Origin of the sequence: Asticcacaulis sp. EMRT-3 (assembly GCF_030027245.1) — a bacterium.
Classification (GTDB): domain Bacteria; phylum Pseudomonadota; class Alphaproteobacteria; order Caulobacterales; family Caulobacteraceae; genus Asticcacaulis.
Map to the genome: position 1 here is coordinate 124,028 of NZ_JASERT010000002.1, position 14,512 is coordinate 138,539.

The window sequence follows — 14,512 nt, forward strand, 5'->3', positions numbered from 1 at the left end:
TTCTTCATATGTTAGCGCTATAATTGGCTTTCCGCGCGCCCCCCGCAACCGAAACAAGGCCCGCCACAGGATTTTACCATGCACCTGCAAGACCGCTGGAAGCGCATTATTGACGAACTGAACACCGACCGCGTCACCTCGGTGGATGAACTGACCGAACGGCTGGGCGTTTCGCCCGCCACCATCCGCCGCGATCTCAATGAGCTGCATGAACTGGGTCATCTGCTGCGCGTGCGCGGCGGGGCGATGCGCGCCGAAGGCACCGTCTATAGCGGGCGCGGCGATGAGCGCCGTTCGGGCCTGACCGGGCAATCGGCCTTTGCCGACAGCGTGATCACCAATGCCGGCGCCAAGCGCGCCATCGCCAAAATGGCCCTCTCCTATATCACGCCCGGCCTGTCGATGATCATCGACGGCGGCACCACCACCTTCATGATGGCCTCGATGATGGCCGATGAAGCCTATCACGTGCTCACCACATCCGTGCCGATCCTGCAATGCCTGTTCGAGCGCCCGCGCATCAAGGTGACCGTGCCCGGCGGCGAGCTGTTCCGCGATCAGGGCATCATCCTCAATCCGTATGAGGACGGCATTTTGCAGCATTTCGCCGCCCAGCGCATGTTCATCGGCTGTCAGGCCCTGACCAAAAACGGCCTGATGCAGACCGATACCCTGCTGGTGCAGTCGGAACGCCGCCTGATGGAACGCGCCGGTGAGGTGATCGTGCTGGCCGATTCGAGCAAGATCGACGCCCAGGCCTCGCTGTCGGTGTGTCCGCTGAAAGACATCGATGTGCTGATCACCGATGAGAATATCGATCCGTCGGCTGTGCGCTGGCTCAATGCCCACGACATCGAAGTGCGCATCGCCCGTATCCATGAGGACGCAGCGGCGGCTTAACAGAATACCCTAATCCATATGAAACACCGGCTTAAGCTGGGTCTGCACCGGCGAATTGTCGGGGTTGGTGTCCATAATGTCGGCCATATAGGCCCACCACTTTTTCATGATCGGGTGATCGGGCAGGCTGTCCATCGTGTGACCGGGCGTGCGCTTTAATACGCCAAACAGCACAAGCGTTTTTTCGTCGAGAAAGATCGAGTAGTCCGACACGCCGCTGGCCTGCAACAGCCCGCCCAGTTCCGGCCAGATCTCATCATGACGGCGCTGATACTCGGCCTCAAAACCGGGCTTTAACTGCATGGTGAAAGCGATTGTTTCCATTTATTTTTCTCCGATTTTCCAACACATTTCCAATGTGTTGGCAAGGGCAAGCGCCCGCCCGAGCTTATGCGAGGAGCCCCCGCGGCGTCTGAGCGGTTACTTTAAAGGCGTGGGTTCGGCGGCCTGATCGACATGCTTGCGCATGATCGGCCAGTCGGCGGGGGTGATAACAAACTGATGTGGATCGCCGGGATGGCCTGGATCGCAGGCAGGCAGGTCGGGCGCAGGCTGGATGTGCAGGTCAGGCATGGCGGCCAGATCATGGGCCACGAAACAGGCGATCATATAGGCGCCGTACGCATCGTGGTGCGTCTTTTCGTGGTGGTTATCAGCAAAGGCCAGAGGCGCAAGCTCAGGGCCCAAGGCCTCATAGAATTGCGTCGTCTGCGCCGTCAGATCAACCAGCGGCACATTAAGCCGTTTGGCCACATCACGCACCGCCTCATCATAACCGGCATGGCTGTCCTCAACCACCTGGCCCTTGAAGGTGCGGCGCGCCACCGGCGTCACCAGCACCGGCAGACCGCCATGCTGACGCACATCGGCCACGAACGCCGCCAGATAGGCCGGATAGGCTTCATCCGGTGCAGCATAGGTGCGCGGCCATTGTTTTTTCTCATCATTATGGGCGAACTGGATCAGCACCACATCATCGGGGCGCACCTCACTCAGCAGCTTGTCCCAGCGCAGCGAGGTCAGGAACGACTTCATGGTTTCGCCGGAACGGGCATGATTGGCCACCGACAGATCGGGGCCCAGCATACGCGGCAGCATCTGGCCCCAACTGGCGTAATCGCCGCTGGCCTGATCGGTGACCGTGGAATCTCCGGCCAGCAGGACGCGGCGCGCCTGAACCGGCGTAACCGACAGCGCATCGAGCGCCGGTGACGGGCCGCTGACGCTGATGGTCAGGCGGCCATCCCATGTCCGGCCCGTGGCGTCGTCACCGCGCAACCGCACCTTTGGCGGGGCCGGATCGGTTTCCTGCTGGACGAGCGCGGTGTCACGCACATTGACGATAAAGCTGACCTGTTTCGTCTCACCAGCCTTCAGATCGACCGGCGCAGCCATCAGACGGCGATCCTCGGCCCAGATCGTGGTGCGACTGGCGGTCTTGTCGCCCAGCGTCACGGTGACGCGATAATCGCCCGGGGCGGCGCGCAGCGAAAAGGCCTGCTCATTGCCGCCGGGCAGGGAGGTAAAGCCGTAGCCCTTCGCCTCATCCCACGGCGCAGCGGGCCGGATGGTGGCCTGAGCGCCCTGAAAAACGAAGGTTTGAGTCGCGTTCTGAGCCGTGGCAGGCAGGACAGTCATGGAGATTCCGATGGCGAGCGCCAGAGCGCTCAGGCCTCGATGATCAATTTTGATCAAAACTTGTCATCCTTTGCGTGTATTTGGCATAAATTTGATTGATTTTGATATTTTCCATTGATATGCCACCCTGTCAATGGCAAATTCGGCTTGGAAAAAGCGGAAAAAACAGGCGAGGATCAAGGTGGCCATCAAGGGCGGACAAAAGAGCGCGCGCATCAGCCTGATGGCCCTTGGCGCCATGCTGGGGACGGCCTGCGCCCTGCCCGCCTCGGCCCAGACCGCGCCCCAAACGGCACCCCAGACCGGTGATGCCTTTATGGACACGATGGGCCTGACCAGCCAGAAGGCCGCCGCCACAACCCACACCGACAGCGCGCCCGTGGTCAGTTTGCGCGGCGACACCACCTGGCTGATGTCAGCCTTCAACGCCACGTCGGAAAACGAACTGAGCCTGTTCAGCTCCTATGATGGCAAGACCTTCACCTCGCTGGCTTCGGAAGCCTACAGGCCCGACAGCGGCCTGCTGCGCGATCCGTCGATCCTGCGCGCCAAGAATGGTGATTACTATGTCGTCTATACCACCGGCTGGAATGGCCAGAGCTTTGGCATCGCCAAAAGCCACGACCTGCGCCACTGGCAGCACGTCACAGATGTAAAGCTTGATCTGCCGGGCCTCACCAACACCTGGGCCCCCGAATGGTTTCAGGATACCGACGGCAGCGTGTCCGTGGTGGTGTCTCTGTCCACCGGCGGCACCAAAGGCCCGTTTGCCGCCTATGTGCTGAAGGCCAATGCCGATCTGAGCGGCTTTTCCGCTCCCGTCGCCATGCAGGGACTGGGGAATAACCATATCGACACCTTCCCGATCAAGATCGGCGAGCGCTATATCGTCATCACCAAGAATGAGACGACCAAGACGCTGGAACGCGCCTGGGCCACCAGCCTGACCGGGCCGTGGACCATCGACCGCACCGGCGACTGGGCGGGCTGGGGCGACTGGATCGAAGGCCCGGCCCTCGTGCCTATCAAAAGCGCCACGGGTCAGGACGGCTGGCGCATCTATTTCGATGATTACCGCGATAAGACCTACTGGTATTCCGACAGTTTTGATGGCCTCGACACCTGGACGAAGAAGCAGGAACTGGGCGGGGTTTCGGGCGCAGTGCGTCATTTCACCGTCATCCGCCAGCCGACCGCCACGGTCGAGGCCGCGTTAAAGCCCGCCAATCCGCCCGCCGTCGAGACGTGGGACAAGCACTCCCTGATGATCGACGGCAAGCGGGTGATGATCTGGTCGGGCGAGTTCCAGCCCTTCCGCCTGCCCTCGCCGTCGATGTGGCGCGATGTGCTGCAAAAGATGAAGGCCACCGGCTATAATGCCGTCACCCTCTATATCGACTGGGGCTATCACACCTCCGAACCGGGCCAGTATGATTTCTCCGGCGTGCGCAATGTCGAACGCGCCATCCAGATGGCCGAGGATGAGGGGCTTTATGTCATCATCCGCCCCGGCCCCTACGTCAATGCCGAGCTGACAATGGGCGGCTTCCCCGGCTGGCTGGTACGGCAAAAGGCGATGGCGCGCACCGATGATCCTGAATATCTGAAGGCGGTTGACGAGTGGCAGACCCAGATCGACGCCATTATCGCCCGCCATCAGATCACGACGGGCGGCGGCAGGATCATCGCCTATCAGATCGAAAACGAGCTGGCCGACACCTCGCCCAACCGCAAGCTCTATATGCAGCATCTGGCCGACAAGGTTCATGCCGACGGCATTACCGTGCCCCTGTTCCACAATTCCGCCAGCCGCCTGCCCAACTGGACGCCGCCCAAATCGACCGCGCCGTGGGCCGTTTCGGGGCCGACCGATCTCTATGCTTTCGATGGTTATCCGGGCGGCGGCTGCAACGGCACGCGCGACATAGGCAAGCCGAACACCGTGCCCAACTGGGGCATGTATGGCGACACCAAACCGGGCAAGGATGGCATTGTCAAGGCGGGTGCCCTGTCCTCGCCCAACACGCCGGGCTTCGCCGCCGAAATCGGTGGCGGCTGGTTCGATTACTGGGGCAGTCAGGGCACTTATGACTGCACGTCAAAGCGCGTGGGGTCGGCCTATGTGCGCACCGATTTTGGCTCCAGCCTGATCAATGGCCTGACGATTCACAGCGTCTATATGGCCTATGGCGGCACCTCATGGGGCTGGCTGCCCGCCAGCGTCGTCTATTCGTCGTATGATTATGGCGCAGGCATTGACGAGGCGCGCAATATCCGCCCCAAACAACTGACCTTCAAGCAACTGGGCCAGTTCGTTGAGGCCGCCACGCCGCTTCTGACCGATCTCGACAAGGGGCCCGTGCTGATCACCGACAATCCGCGTGTGAAGCTTTATCACGACATCGGCGCAAACGGCGAAGGCGACCTGATCTTCGCCATCCATGACCCGTCTAACGCGACGACTGACGATAGGTTCAGCTTCAACCTGACAACCAGAGACGGCACCTTCCCTATCCAGACCCAGTTGAAGGGTCAGGATGGCAAGCTGCTGCTGGCCGATTATCCGCTGGCCCGTCAGCATCTCGTCTATACCACCTCGGACACCCAGACCTTTTTCGCCCAAGGCCCGCGTGACATAGCGCTTTTATATGGCCGCGCCGGAGAGGCGGGCGAGATGATGCTTCACTATAACAAAAAGCCAAAACTTGATATTTTACAAGGCTATATTAAATCTTCTTATGATACCACATCCGGTAATCTGAAGCTCGACTACGTCCATCAGGGCCTCAATATCGCACGCATCGAAATGCTCGGTCAGCCGCCGCTCATCCTCCTGCTGGCCGATGATGCCACGGCGCAAGCCTTCTGGCGGCAGGACACGCCGCAGGGGCCGGTGCTGGAGCGCACGGTGGAAAAGGGCTCTGGTGCCCTGATCCGCGAAGCCAGCCTCAAGGGCGCGACACTGACCCTGACCGGCGACACGGCTGAAGATACGACGCTCGACATCTGGGCACCTGCGGGCGTCACGGCCGTCACCTTCAATGGCCAGCCAGTGGCCGCCAGCCTGCACGCCGATGGCAGCCTCAAGACCGCCGCCATCTCAGGCCCTGCGCCCGTCACCCTGCCCGACCTGATGACGTCGGGCTGGCAGCGCCGGATGGGATCGCCCGAAGCCGATCCGGCCTTTGACGACAGCGCCTGGCGCAAGACCGATGCGAGCTGGTCTTCGGCCACGGAGGCCACCCAGCCGCCCGCCGGTCAGCCTGTGCTGGATATGAGCCAGTATGGTTTCCATCACGGCGATGTCTGGTATCGCGGCCACTTCACGGTCAGCGCCAAATCAACGATTGATCAGGCGAATTTCTTCTATGGCGGCGGCGGGGCCGGCATGATGCAGGTCTGGGTCGATGGGCGCTTTATCGGCCAGAATGAAATCCCGACCGGCAAGGCGCGGCCCGACACGACGGCGCACGCCCATTTCCAACTGCCGCAACTCAGCCCCGGCGATCATGAGATTTCGGTCATGGTGCGCAACCAGTCGCACAATTGGGACTTAGGTGCTAATGACGAGCATAAAGAAGCGCGCGGGCTGATCAGCGCCTCTTTGTCGCGCACCGGCGGGCCGGACTTCGCCGTGCCGATTGCCTGGAAAATTCAGGGCAATAAGGGCGGCGAACATATCGCCGATCTGGTGCGCGGCCCGATGAATAATGGCGGCCTCTATGGCGAGCGCATGGGCTGGTATCTGCCTTTCCAGGCTTCTGGCAAAACCTCCGATAACGGCTGGACGCCTGCGGGCGTGACCGACGCCCCGCCCGCCCCAGGCACCTACTGGCTGCGGGCGCAGGTGCCGCTCGATCTGCCGAAAGACCAAGACGTGCAGTTGGGCTTACAGATCGGCGACCCTGATGTGCCGCAATCAAGCCACGCCAACCGCGCCCTGATCTTCGTCAATGGCTGGCAGATCGGCCATTTCGCCGCTAATATCGGCCCGCAGCATGTCTTCGTCATCCCGATGGGCCTGCTGAAACCCGATGGCGACAACACCATCACCCTTGCCGTCACCTCGGATGGCCAGCCGCAAAACGCGCTCGATCCGGTCAAGCTGGTGATCCTGCGCCATGTGCGCGGCGGTGTACCGCTTGAAACCGTCCCCTCTCCCTCCAGTACGCAACGTTGATGATGACCAACCAGATCCTGACCCCTTCCCATTCCGACCGCCTGCCGCTCTTGCTGCGCCACCAGACAGCGGGCCTTGAGGCCAACCGCGCCGATTATCAGGACGCGATTGCCCGCCTGATCGATAATCTGGTCCATATCAAGGACGAGACGGGCGAATTCCTGCTGCGCCTCGCCGATGGCCGCGTGATCGACACCAAGGGCTGGCACGGCTTTGAATGGACGCAAGGTGTCGGCCTCTATGGCATCTATAAGCATTGGGAACTGACCGGTGATCCCAAGGCGTGGGAGATCATGACCCAGTGGTTCGAGGATCGCTTTGCCGAAGGTATGCCGTCGCGCAATATCAATACAGTGGCCCCTTTTCTGACGCTGGCCTATCTGTTTGAGCGCACGGGCGACCGCCGCTACCTGCCCTATCTCGATGTCTGGGGTGAGTGGGTCTATAATGACCTGCCGCGCACCGAAGAGGGCGGCTTCCAGCACATCGTCTATAATTCGGTCAATAACCAGCAGATGTGGGACGACACGCTGATGATGTCGGTTCTGCCTCTGGCCAAGATCGGCCTGCTGCTGAACCGTCCGCACTATGTCGAGGAGGCCAAGCGGCAATTCCTGATCCATATCAAGTACCTGACCGACCGCAAGACCGGGCTGTGGCATCATGGCTGGACGTTCGACGGGCGGCACAATTTCGCCGGTGCCCTGTGGGGACGCGGCAATTCATGGGTCACCATCGTCATCCCCGAATTTATCGAACTGCTCGATCTGCCGAAGGGCGACGCCGTGCGCACCTTCCTGATCGACGCACTGGAAGCGCAGGTTTCGGCTCTGGCCAAGGTGCAGGCACCGAGCGGCCTGTGGCGCACCATTCTCGACGACGAAACCTCCTACGAAGAAGCCGCCGCCTCGGCGGGTTTTGCCTATGGCATCCTGAAAGCCGTGCGCAAGGGCTATATCTCCAAGGACTATGAGGCCGTCGGCATCAAGGGCGCGAAAGCCGTCCGCCAGCATATCAATGCGGCGGGCGAGCTGACGCAGGTGTCGTTCGGCACGCCGGTGTTCAACTCGATTCAGGAATATAAGGACATTCCGCTGACCTCCATGCCGTTTGGGCAGGCGATGGCGCTGCTGGCGATGGGCGAGTTTATGTATCGGTTTATCTGATTTAACTATATTATTGATTTATAATATAAAGTGTTGGGAGTATGAATGTGGCGGAACGCAAGACGGGATGGATGAACTACTGGGCCTGGGGTTCGGGCGATGTGGTGGGCGCAGGCCTGCCCGCCGTCACCTCCGGCTGGCTGATCTATTTCTACACCACCTTCTGCCATATCGGTGCGGCGGAGGCCGGCGGCCTGCTGGCCATTCCGCGCGTCTTCGACGCCATCACCTGCCCGCTGATCGGCTATATTTCCGATAATCTGCGTCATACCTGGGTGGGCCGCCATATTGGACGGCGCAAGATCTTCCTGCTGATCGCCATTCCGCTTTTGCCGTCCTTTGCCCTGATGTGGGTGCAGGGCCAGACCTTCCTCTATTATCTGTCGGCCTATATTTTCTTCGAGCTGGTCTATAATTGCGTGCTGATCCCGTGGGAAACCCTGCCCGCCGAAATGACCAAGGACTATAAGGAAAAGGCCAAGTTCGCCGGAGCGCGCATATTGCAGGCGCAAGCCTTCGCCGTGGTGGCCTCCTATCTGCCGACCCTGATCATCAATCATCTCGGCAAGGATTCGGCGGTCACCTTCCTGATCAATGGTGCCATTTTTGGCGTCATGGGCAGCGTGCTGATCACGCTGGCGGTCATCTTCACCTGGGAACGGCCCTATACCGAAGCCGAAAAACTGATCCGCCCTGCCCCGCTCAATCTGGCGCGCGGCCTGATGATTCCGTTTCTGATGTTCCGCGACCTGTTTTCGACCTTACGCATCCGTGCTTTCCGCCAGCATTTGAGCATCTATCTCGGCGGCTATATTTCGCAGGATATTTTCAACGCCGCCTTCCCGATCTTCGTCACCACGGTCATGCTGGGGGCCACCCTGATCATCTCGCAGATGATGACGGCCATGTATATCGTGCAGTTCGTTTCGGTGATGATCGCCATTCGCGTGGTGATGAAGGCGGGGCCGACGCGCGCCTATGCCTTTGCTATCGCTTCGGTCATTATCGCCTGCGCGCTCTATTACGCCTATTATCTGATCCGCCCCGCAGGTTTTTCGCCCGCCGTGCATGGCATCGAGCACAATATCTTCGGCGGCGTGCTGACCGGCCATGTCAGCCCGATGATCGCCTTCTGGCTGCTGGTGCCGGTGATGTTCGCAGGCCTTGGCCGCGGCACACTCAACTTCGTGCCGTGGAGCGTCTATAACTACCTGCCCGACATCGACGAGGCTGTCACCGGCCAGCGCCGCGAAGGCATTTTCGCCGGCGTGATGACGCTGGTGCGCAAGTTTACCCAAGCCTTTGCCCTGGCCGGCACCGGCTGGGCGATGGAGGCGGGCGGCTTTGTGTCGGGCGCGAAGGTACAGACGCCGGGCGCGATGCATACCATCACCCTGCTTCTGTGCGTGGGGCCGGTGGTCGTCATGTTGCTCGGCCTGATCGTGGCCATGAAATTCCGCCTCAATGCCAAAACGCATGAAATCCTCACCTACGAGGTCGAGCGCCTGCGTCGGGGGGCCACCTCAGCCGAAACCCCGGAAAACCAGCAGGTGGTCGAAGACCTGACCGGCTGGAAATACGCCACACTGTGGGGCCGGGGGCGGTAAAGGATTTCTCAAAACCGCGCGCTTAGGGTGTACACATCACAACACATTTCAGGAGCCTGTCATGGCCGCCAGCACCACGATGACGATCCGCGTATCCCCCGCGGTAAAGGAAAAGCTTGGCAGGCTGGCCGAAAGTACAAGGCGCACACAGTCCTATCTCGCGGGTGAAGCGGTCAGCGCCTATGTTGACCACGAGCTTGAAATCATCGAAGCCATTCAGCGCGGACGCGCGGACGTGCGCGCCGGATGGCTTGTGCCCCACGATGAGGCGATGGATGAGGTGGAGGCCGTTATAGCGGCGGCTGTGAGCCGCAAGGCGTGAAGCGGCCTGTTCAATGGTCGCGTTCGGCCCTTGATGAACCGAAACACCAGATCGCGGTCATCGCTGAAGATAATCCGTTCGCAGCGGGGCGTGTGCATGATCGCATCCGCAAAACAGCGGCGGCCCTGGGCGACATGGCCACCGGCAGGCCGGGGCGCGTCACAGGCACCTATGAGAAATCCGTCGCGCGCCTGCCCTATATTCTCGCCTATGAAATCACCCGGCTGGCCACTTCGGAAAACGTGGCGATTCTGCATGTGATTCACACGGCCCGCGACTGGCCTGATGAGCAGTGGCCGGAGTAATACCACCATTCTTTATCTATATCAGTCTGATAAACTCAATTGGCGCTCTCATCATCGGCACGAAACGCCTTTTCAACATCTTGTCCGCCGTAAAAGACACCGATGATCACGAGGGTTGCTCCATCCATCTTGGTGACGATGGCAAAGCGACGGCGATAACCGAGAATGCGAACCTCACGGCCAAGGTCTTCGCGCAGAGTGCCTCGCTGCGGAAATGTCATCAGGGAATCGCAAAACGCGGTGATGCTGGAAACAAATTTTTCAGCCGTCTGCGCCGAAGCTTCGCCAGCAATATAATCTTCGATTTCGCTTAACTGGCGCAGGGCGCGCGGCGCATAGACGACCCGATACATCACGCCTGCCGCGCCCGCGCCTCACGACGTTCCGCCAGATGGGCACGCACCTCATCCGGCGTATAAACCTTGTCAGGATTGGCTTCATAGGCATCGAGCGCCGGAATCACCTCGTCCTGTATCCATTTTTCCATCGCCCGGTCGCGCGCCAGCAGACTGCGCAGACCATCGCGGACGACCTCGCTTTCGCTGGCATATTCACCCGAACGCACCTTGGCGCGGATCATGTCGGCCATCTCATTGGGCACGGTGATGCTGAATTGCTGGGTACTGCGCATGGAAAACTCCAAAGGTGTTCAATCCTATTCTACACCTTTTTCCGCCGAAATCTATTCCGCCAGCGTTACATCCTCAAACACGGTTTGCGGGCGGGCATCAGGCGTGACGGCGCTCATTTCCACCGCATCGAGTTTTAAGCCCCTGACATGGCGCGCGCACAGGCCATAGGCTGGCGTGCGGCCAAACATCGAGGGTTCGGGATAGGCGTCCGCCAGTTCAGACGGGGTTCGCGCCGCATCCTCTGTCGTGCCGCCGCCGCGATAGCTGAGCCTCACCCGCTCCAGCGTCACATCTTCAATCGGATGGTCGGGAAGGCCCATGATCAGGGCGCTGTAATCGGGCAAGATGTCGGTGGCCGCCACATCGCGGATCACCACGCGGCGGATCGCCCCAGGTGTCGCGCCTTCCGGGGCGCGCAGGCGAGCGCCCAGCCGCAGGAAGATCGGCGCGGTCGTCACATCATGCAGGGTAAGGTGGCTCGCCTCAACATCCTCGATCACACCGCCATCGACCGTTTCCAGCGCCAGACCGCGTGAGCGCTCAAACGTGCAATGATTGATTTTGATGCGGCGGAAATCGCCGCTCGATTCGGTGCCGATCTTGATGCGGCCCGTCACCCGGTCGCGGTCGGGCGAAAAGGCCTGCGTGCGGCCCTTTGTGCCGTCGAGCAAGGTGCCCGGATCGAAGCCGCTGACGGCGCAATGCGCGATCAGCACGTCCTCGCACGGCAGGCGCTCACCCAGCGCAAAGCTCGATTTCAGCACAATGGCGTCGTCATTGGGCGTATTGACGCGGCAGCCGCGCACGGTCACCCTGCGGCAGCCATCAATGTCGATGCCGTCGCGGTTGGTGTCGATCAGCAGGTTCTCCAGGCGCAGATCGTCGACGCCGGTAGCCAGAAGGGCGAAATGTCCACCATTGACGATGGTGAAGTCACGCAGCGTCACGCAGCGCGACCGGCACAGCGCAATCGCCTTATTGCCAAGGCCCTCCATCGCCGACATATCGGGCGACAGGACAGCCAGTTCCGCCGCCGACATGCCGCGCATACTTTCGGGAAATTCGCCGGCCTGTTTGCGCCAGCGCGATCCCGGCCCTTCGCGGGTCAGGCCGCGCCCGTCGATCATGCCCGCGCCCGAAATGGTGACGTTCTCAACGTCGATGGCGTGGATCAGGCTGTTGCGCCAGTGGCTGTGGCCGAAATCCTGCCAGAGATCGAAGGGATTGGCTTCGGCGGCCTCATAGGTGCCGCCGTGGCGCGCCGGATCGGCGGCTTCCAGCACGCAGCCATCCTGAAGTTCAAGATGAAGATGGCTTTTTAAGCCTATGGTAAAGCTGAGATAATGGCCTTTCGAGAGCGAGACAATATCGCCCGCTTCGGCAACCGCAATTGCGCCGCGGATGGCCTCGGTATCCACCGTCCGGCCATCGCCTTTCGCGCCAAAATCACGCGGATCGATCCGCCGTGTCACGCCAGAATGTCCGGGCCGATGTCTTTGATCGACTTGCAGCCCGTCAATACCATCGCCGTGCGCATATCTTTTTCCAGCAGGGCCAGCAGATGGCGCACCCCCGCCTCACCTGCGGTCGCCAGCGCATAGACAAAGGCCCGCCCGATCAGCACGCCATCGGCACCCAGGGCCAGCATCCGCATCACATCCAGTCCGGTGCGAATGCCGCCATCGGCAAAGATCGTCATCTCGCCCTTCACGGCGTCTGCGATTCCGGCCAGGGCGCGCGCCGACGACAGAGCACCGTCGAGTTGCCGTCCGCCGTGATTGGACACGACCAGACCATCGGCCCCGAAGGTTTTGGCGTCCTTGGCGTCCTGTGGATCGAGAATGCCCTTGATGACCATCGGGCCGTTCCAGGCGTCGCGGATCCATTCCAGATCCTGCCACGAAATGCCGGGGTCGAAATTGGCCCCCAGCCAGCCGATATAGTCTTCCAGACCGGTGGCCTTGCCGAGATAGGCCGACACATTGCCGAGATCATGCGGCGTGCCCATCAACCCGACATCGAACGCCCATGACGGATGGGTCATGGCCTGCCAGATACGGCGCAGAGGCGCGTTCGGGCCGCTCATGCCGGAATGGGCGTCGCGGTAGCGCGAACCGGGCACCGGCATATCGACGGTGAAGACCAGCGTGCTGGCCCCCAGCGCCTTCGCCCTTTGCAGCACATCGCCCATAAAGCCGCGATCCTTCAGCACATAGAGCTGAAACCAGATCGGCTTGGGGCTTTGGCTGGCCACTTCCTTCAGCGAACAGACTGAGACGGTGGACTGGATGAAGGGGATGTTGCGCGAGGCCGCCGCTTTCGCCGCCTGCACCTCGCCGCGCCGCGCATACATGCCGGTCAGCCCCACGGGGGCGAGACAAATGGGCAGGTCGTGTTTCACGCCGAAAAATTCGGTGGACAGATCGAGCGTTTCGGAGCCCTTCAGCACGCGCTGCTTCAGCGCCACCTGATTGAGATCGGACACATTGGCGCGTAAGGTGGTTTCCGCCCCCGAACCGCCATCGAGATAGTCAAACAGAAACGGCGGCAGCTTGGCCTTGGCCGCCTTGCGGTAATCGGTGGGCGAGGAGATAATCATGGTTCTCAATACACGGATTCGGCCGATTCGCGTCAGGACGAGCCGAGAATGGCGCTTTTTGAGATCCGGAGCGGAGCGTACTCAAGTACGTGAGCACCGGAAGCGTAGAAAAGTGCCAATTCGCAGGCCGTCCTCACGCGAATCCTACTGCAAATTCACAAATGCGCCACCATCCGCCAACACCGAAGCGCCGGTGACATAGGAGGCGAGATCCGAAGCCAGGAAAACCACCACCTTGCCGATGTCGGACGGTACGCCCAGACGGCCGAGCGGAATGCGACTTTCCATATATGCGCGCTTTTTCGTATCGGCCAGATCGTCCTTGTTGATGTCGGTGGCGATGGTGCCGGGCATGACCGAATTGCAGCGGATGCCGTGCCTGCCCAGCGCAATGGCGGTCGATTGCATCAGGGAATGGACGCCCGCCTTGGTGGGGGTGTAATGGCTCTGCATCTCGCCACCTACCAGAGCCGAGATCGACGAAATGGCGATCAGCGAACCACCGGTGCCCTGTTTGACCATCTGATTGGCAGCGGCCTGACACATATAATAGGCGCCGAACAGATTGACCTCCATCGTGCGGCGCAGCGTCGCGCGCGGCATGTCCAGGAAGCTATGGAACGGGCAGATGCCGGCGTTCGACACCAGATGATCGACGCCACCCAGACCCGCAACCGCCGCCGTGATAAAGGCTGGCGCACTGTCGGGATCAGCGACATCGCCATTGAATACGACGGCCTTACGGCCCAGGGCGGCGATTTCGTCGGCCAGCGAACGGGCGGCCTCGTCATCATTGAACACATTGAGCGCCACATCGGCACCGTGGCGCGCGCATTCGATAGCGGTGGCCCGCCCGATGCCGCGCGACGCGCCGGTGATCAGAATGCGCTGTCCCTCAAGAAGCTTGGGTCCCTCAAGAAGCATAGGTCTTCCTTCGTCTCAACTCTCTTTACTTTATAGACCGCTGAAACGCCCCCGTGCCCCCGGAAATGAGCGCCATGACGATTGAACCTGATGCAAACTGCGTGCTTGTCGAAGGTTCAAAAATCATATGCGTGGAAATTCAACAGCTAAAGCACCATATGACGCGATTACATCATTGGCAATCACTAATTCGATCATTCACGATCATTTTCAACCACTCCCGCCTGCCCGCCACATCG

The 14,512-nt window shown here is 60.7% G+C and carries 13 protein-coding genes; 6 read left to right on the top strand and 7 right to left on the bottom strand.

Annotated features, from left to right (window positions below; genetic code table 11):
- Positions 1-78: 78 nt before the first annotated feature.
- Positions 79-900, top strand: a complete 822-nt coding sequence (locus tag QB905_RS13875; protein ID WP_282975727.1) for a DeoR/GlpR family DNA-binding transcription regulator — start codon at positions 79-81, stop codon at positions 898-900.
- A 9-nt stretch (positions 901-909) separates the two neighbouring features.
- On the opposite strand, the gene rhaM is transcribed toward QB905_RS13875, so the two are convergent.
- Both rhaM and QB905_RS13885 read right to left on the bottom strand, forming a co-directional pair.
- Positions 910-1,224: an L-rhamnose mutarotase gene (gene rhaM, locus QB905_RS13880; RefSeq protein ID WP_282975728.1), complete on the bottom strand. Its 315-nt coding sequence runs from the start codon at positions 1,222-1,224 to the stop codon at positions 910-912.
- Between the two features lie 96 nt (positions 1,225-1,320).
- The gene (locus QB905_RS13885; RefSeq protein WP_282975729.1) at positions 1,321-2,538 is read right to left on the bottom strand and encodes a rhamnogalacturonan acetylesterase; all 1,218 of its coding nucleotides are present in this window, start codon (positions 2,536-2,538) and stop codon (positions 1,321-1,323) included.
- Between the two features lie 181 nt (positions 2,539-2,719).
- On the opposite strand from QB905_RS13885, the gene QB905_RS13890 reads away from it, so the two are divergent.
- The 5 genes from QB905_RS13890 (at position 2,720) to QB905_RS13910 (ending at position 10,118) form a co-directional block, all read left to right on the top strand.
- Positions 2,720-6,718 (top strand): beta-galactosidase, encoded by a 3,999-nt coding sequence (locus tag QB905_RS13890; protein ID WP_282975730.1) that lies wholly within the window; start codon positions 2,720-2,722, stop codon positions 6,716-6,718.
- Positions 6,719-6,720: 2 nt separating this feature from the next.
- Complete coding sequence (gene bglB, locus QB905_RS13895; protein ID WP_282975731.1) at positions 6,721-7,884, top strand: beta-galactosidase BglB; 1,164 nt, start codon at positions 6,721-6,723, stop codon at positions 7,882-7,884.
- 47 nt (positions 7,885-7,931) lie between these two features.
- Positions 7,932-9,491: an MFS transporter gene (locus QB905_RS13900; protein WP_461781804.1), complete on the top strand. Its 1,560-nt coding sequence runs from the start codon at positions 7,932-7,934 to the stop codon at positions 9,489-9,491.
- Between the two features lie 61 nt (positions 9,492-9,552).
- Positions 9,553-9,813, top strand: a complete 261-nt coding sequence (locus QB905_RS13905; RefSeq protein ID WP_282975733.1) for a CopG family ribbon-helix-helix protein — start codon at positions 9,553-9,555, stop codon at positions 9,811-9,813.
- A complete protein-coding gene (locus tag QB905_RS13910) occupies positions 9,810-10,118 on the top strand; it encodes a type II toxin-antitoxin system RelE/ParE family toxin (protein WP_282975734.1) in 309 nt (102 codons plus the stop codon). The genes QB905_RS13905 and QB905_RS13910 overlap by 4 nt, the downstream gene beginning before the upstream one ends.
- A 35-nt stretch (positions 10,119-10,153) precedes the next feature.
- Here QB905_RS13910 and QB905_RS13915 read toward each other — a convergent pair whose 3' ends face one another.
- The 5 genes from QB905_RS13915 to QB905_RS13935 form a co-directional block, all read right to left on the bottom strand.
- Positions 10,154-10,471: a type II toxin-antitoxin system RelE/ParE family toxin gene (locus tag QB905_RS13915; protein WP_282975840.1), complete on the bottom strand. Its 318-nt coding sequence runs from the start codon at positions 10,469-10,471 to the stop codon at positions 10,154-10,156.
- Entirely contained in the window at positions 10,471-10,749 is a 279-nt protein-coding gene (locus QB905_RS13920) for a ribbon-helix-helix domain-containing protein (RefSeq protein WP_282975735.1), read from the bottom strand. Before QB905_RS13920 ends, QB905_RS13915 begins: the two co-directional genes overlap by 1 nt.
- Positions 10,750-10,800: 51 nt before the next feature.
- Positions 10,801-12,222: a rhamnogalacturonidase gene (locus QB905_RS13925; protein ID WP_282975736.1), complete on the bottom strand. Its 1,422-nt coding sequence runs from the start codon at positions 12,220-12,222 to the stop codon at positions 10,801-10,803.
- Positions 12,219-13,349, bottom strand: coding sequence for an FMN-dependent L-lactate dehydrogenase LldD (gene lldD / locus QB905_RS13930; RefSeq protein ID WP_282975737.1), 1,131 nt, complete (start codon positions 13,347-13,349; stop codon positions 12,219-12,221). The genes QB905_RS13925 and lldD overlap by 4 nt, the downstream gene beginning before the upstream one ends.
- 144 nt (positions 13,350-13,493) lie before the next feature.
- Positions 13,494-14,273, bottom strand: a complete 780-nt coding sequence (locus QB905_RS13935) for an SDR family NAD(P)-dependent oxidoreductase (RefSeq protein WP_282975738.1) — start codon at positions 14,271-14,273, stop codon at positions 13,494-13,496.
- Positions 14,274-14,512 lie beyond the last annotated feature (239 nt).

Excerpts from the sequence above, each read along its gene's own strand:
- QB905_RS13875 (WP_282975727.1), top strand. The coding sequence starts at position 79 with ATGCACCTGCAAGACCGCTGGAAGCGCATTATTGACGAACTGAACACC.
- QB905_RS13905 (WP_282975733.1), top strand. The coding sequence starts at position 9,553 with ATGGCCGCCAGCACCACGATGACGATCCGCGTATCCCCCGCGGTAAAG.
- bglB (WP_282975731.1), top strand. The coding sequence starts at position 6,721 with ATGACCAACCAGATCCTGACCCCTTCCCATTCCGACCGCCTGCCGCTC.
- lldD (WP_282975737.1), bottom strand. The coding sequence starts at position 13,349 with ATGATTATCTCCTCGCCCACCGATTACCGCAAGGCGGCCAAGGCCAAG.
- QB905_RS13920 (WP_282975735.1), bottom strand. The coding sequence starts at position 10,749 with ATGCGCAGTACCCAGCAATTCAGCATCACCGTGCCCAATGAGATGGCC.
- rhaM (WP_282975728.1), bottom strand. The coding sequence starts at position 1,224 with ATGGAAACAATCGCTTTCACCATGCAGTTAAAGCCCGGTTTTGAGGCC.
- QB905_RS13885 (WP_282975729.1), bottom strand. The coding sequence starts at position 2,538 with ATGACTGTCCTGCCTGCCACGGCTCAGAACGCGACTCAAACCTTCGTT.
- QB905_RS13915 (WP_282975840.1), bottom strand. The coding sequence starts at position 10,471 with ATGTATCGGGTCGTCTATGCGCCGCGCGCCCTGCGCCAGTTAAGCGAA.
- QB905_RS13935 (WP_282975738.1), bottom strand. The coding sequence starts at position 14,273 with ATGCTTCTTGAGGGACCCAAGCTTCTTGAGGGACAGCGCATTCTGATC.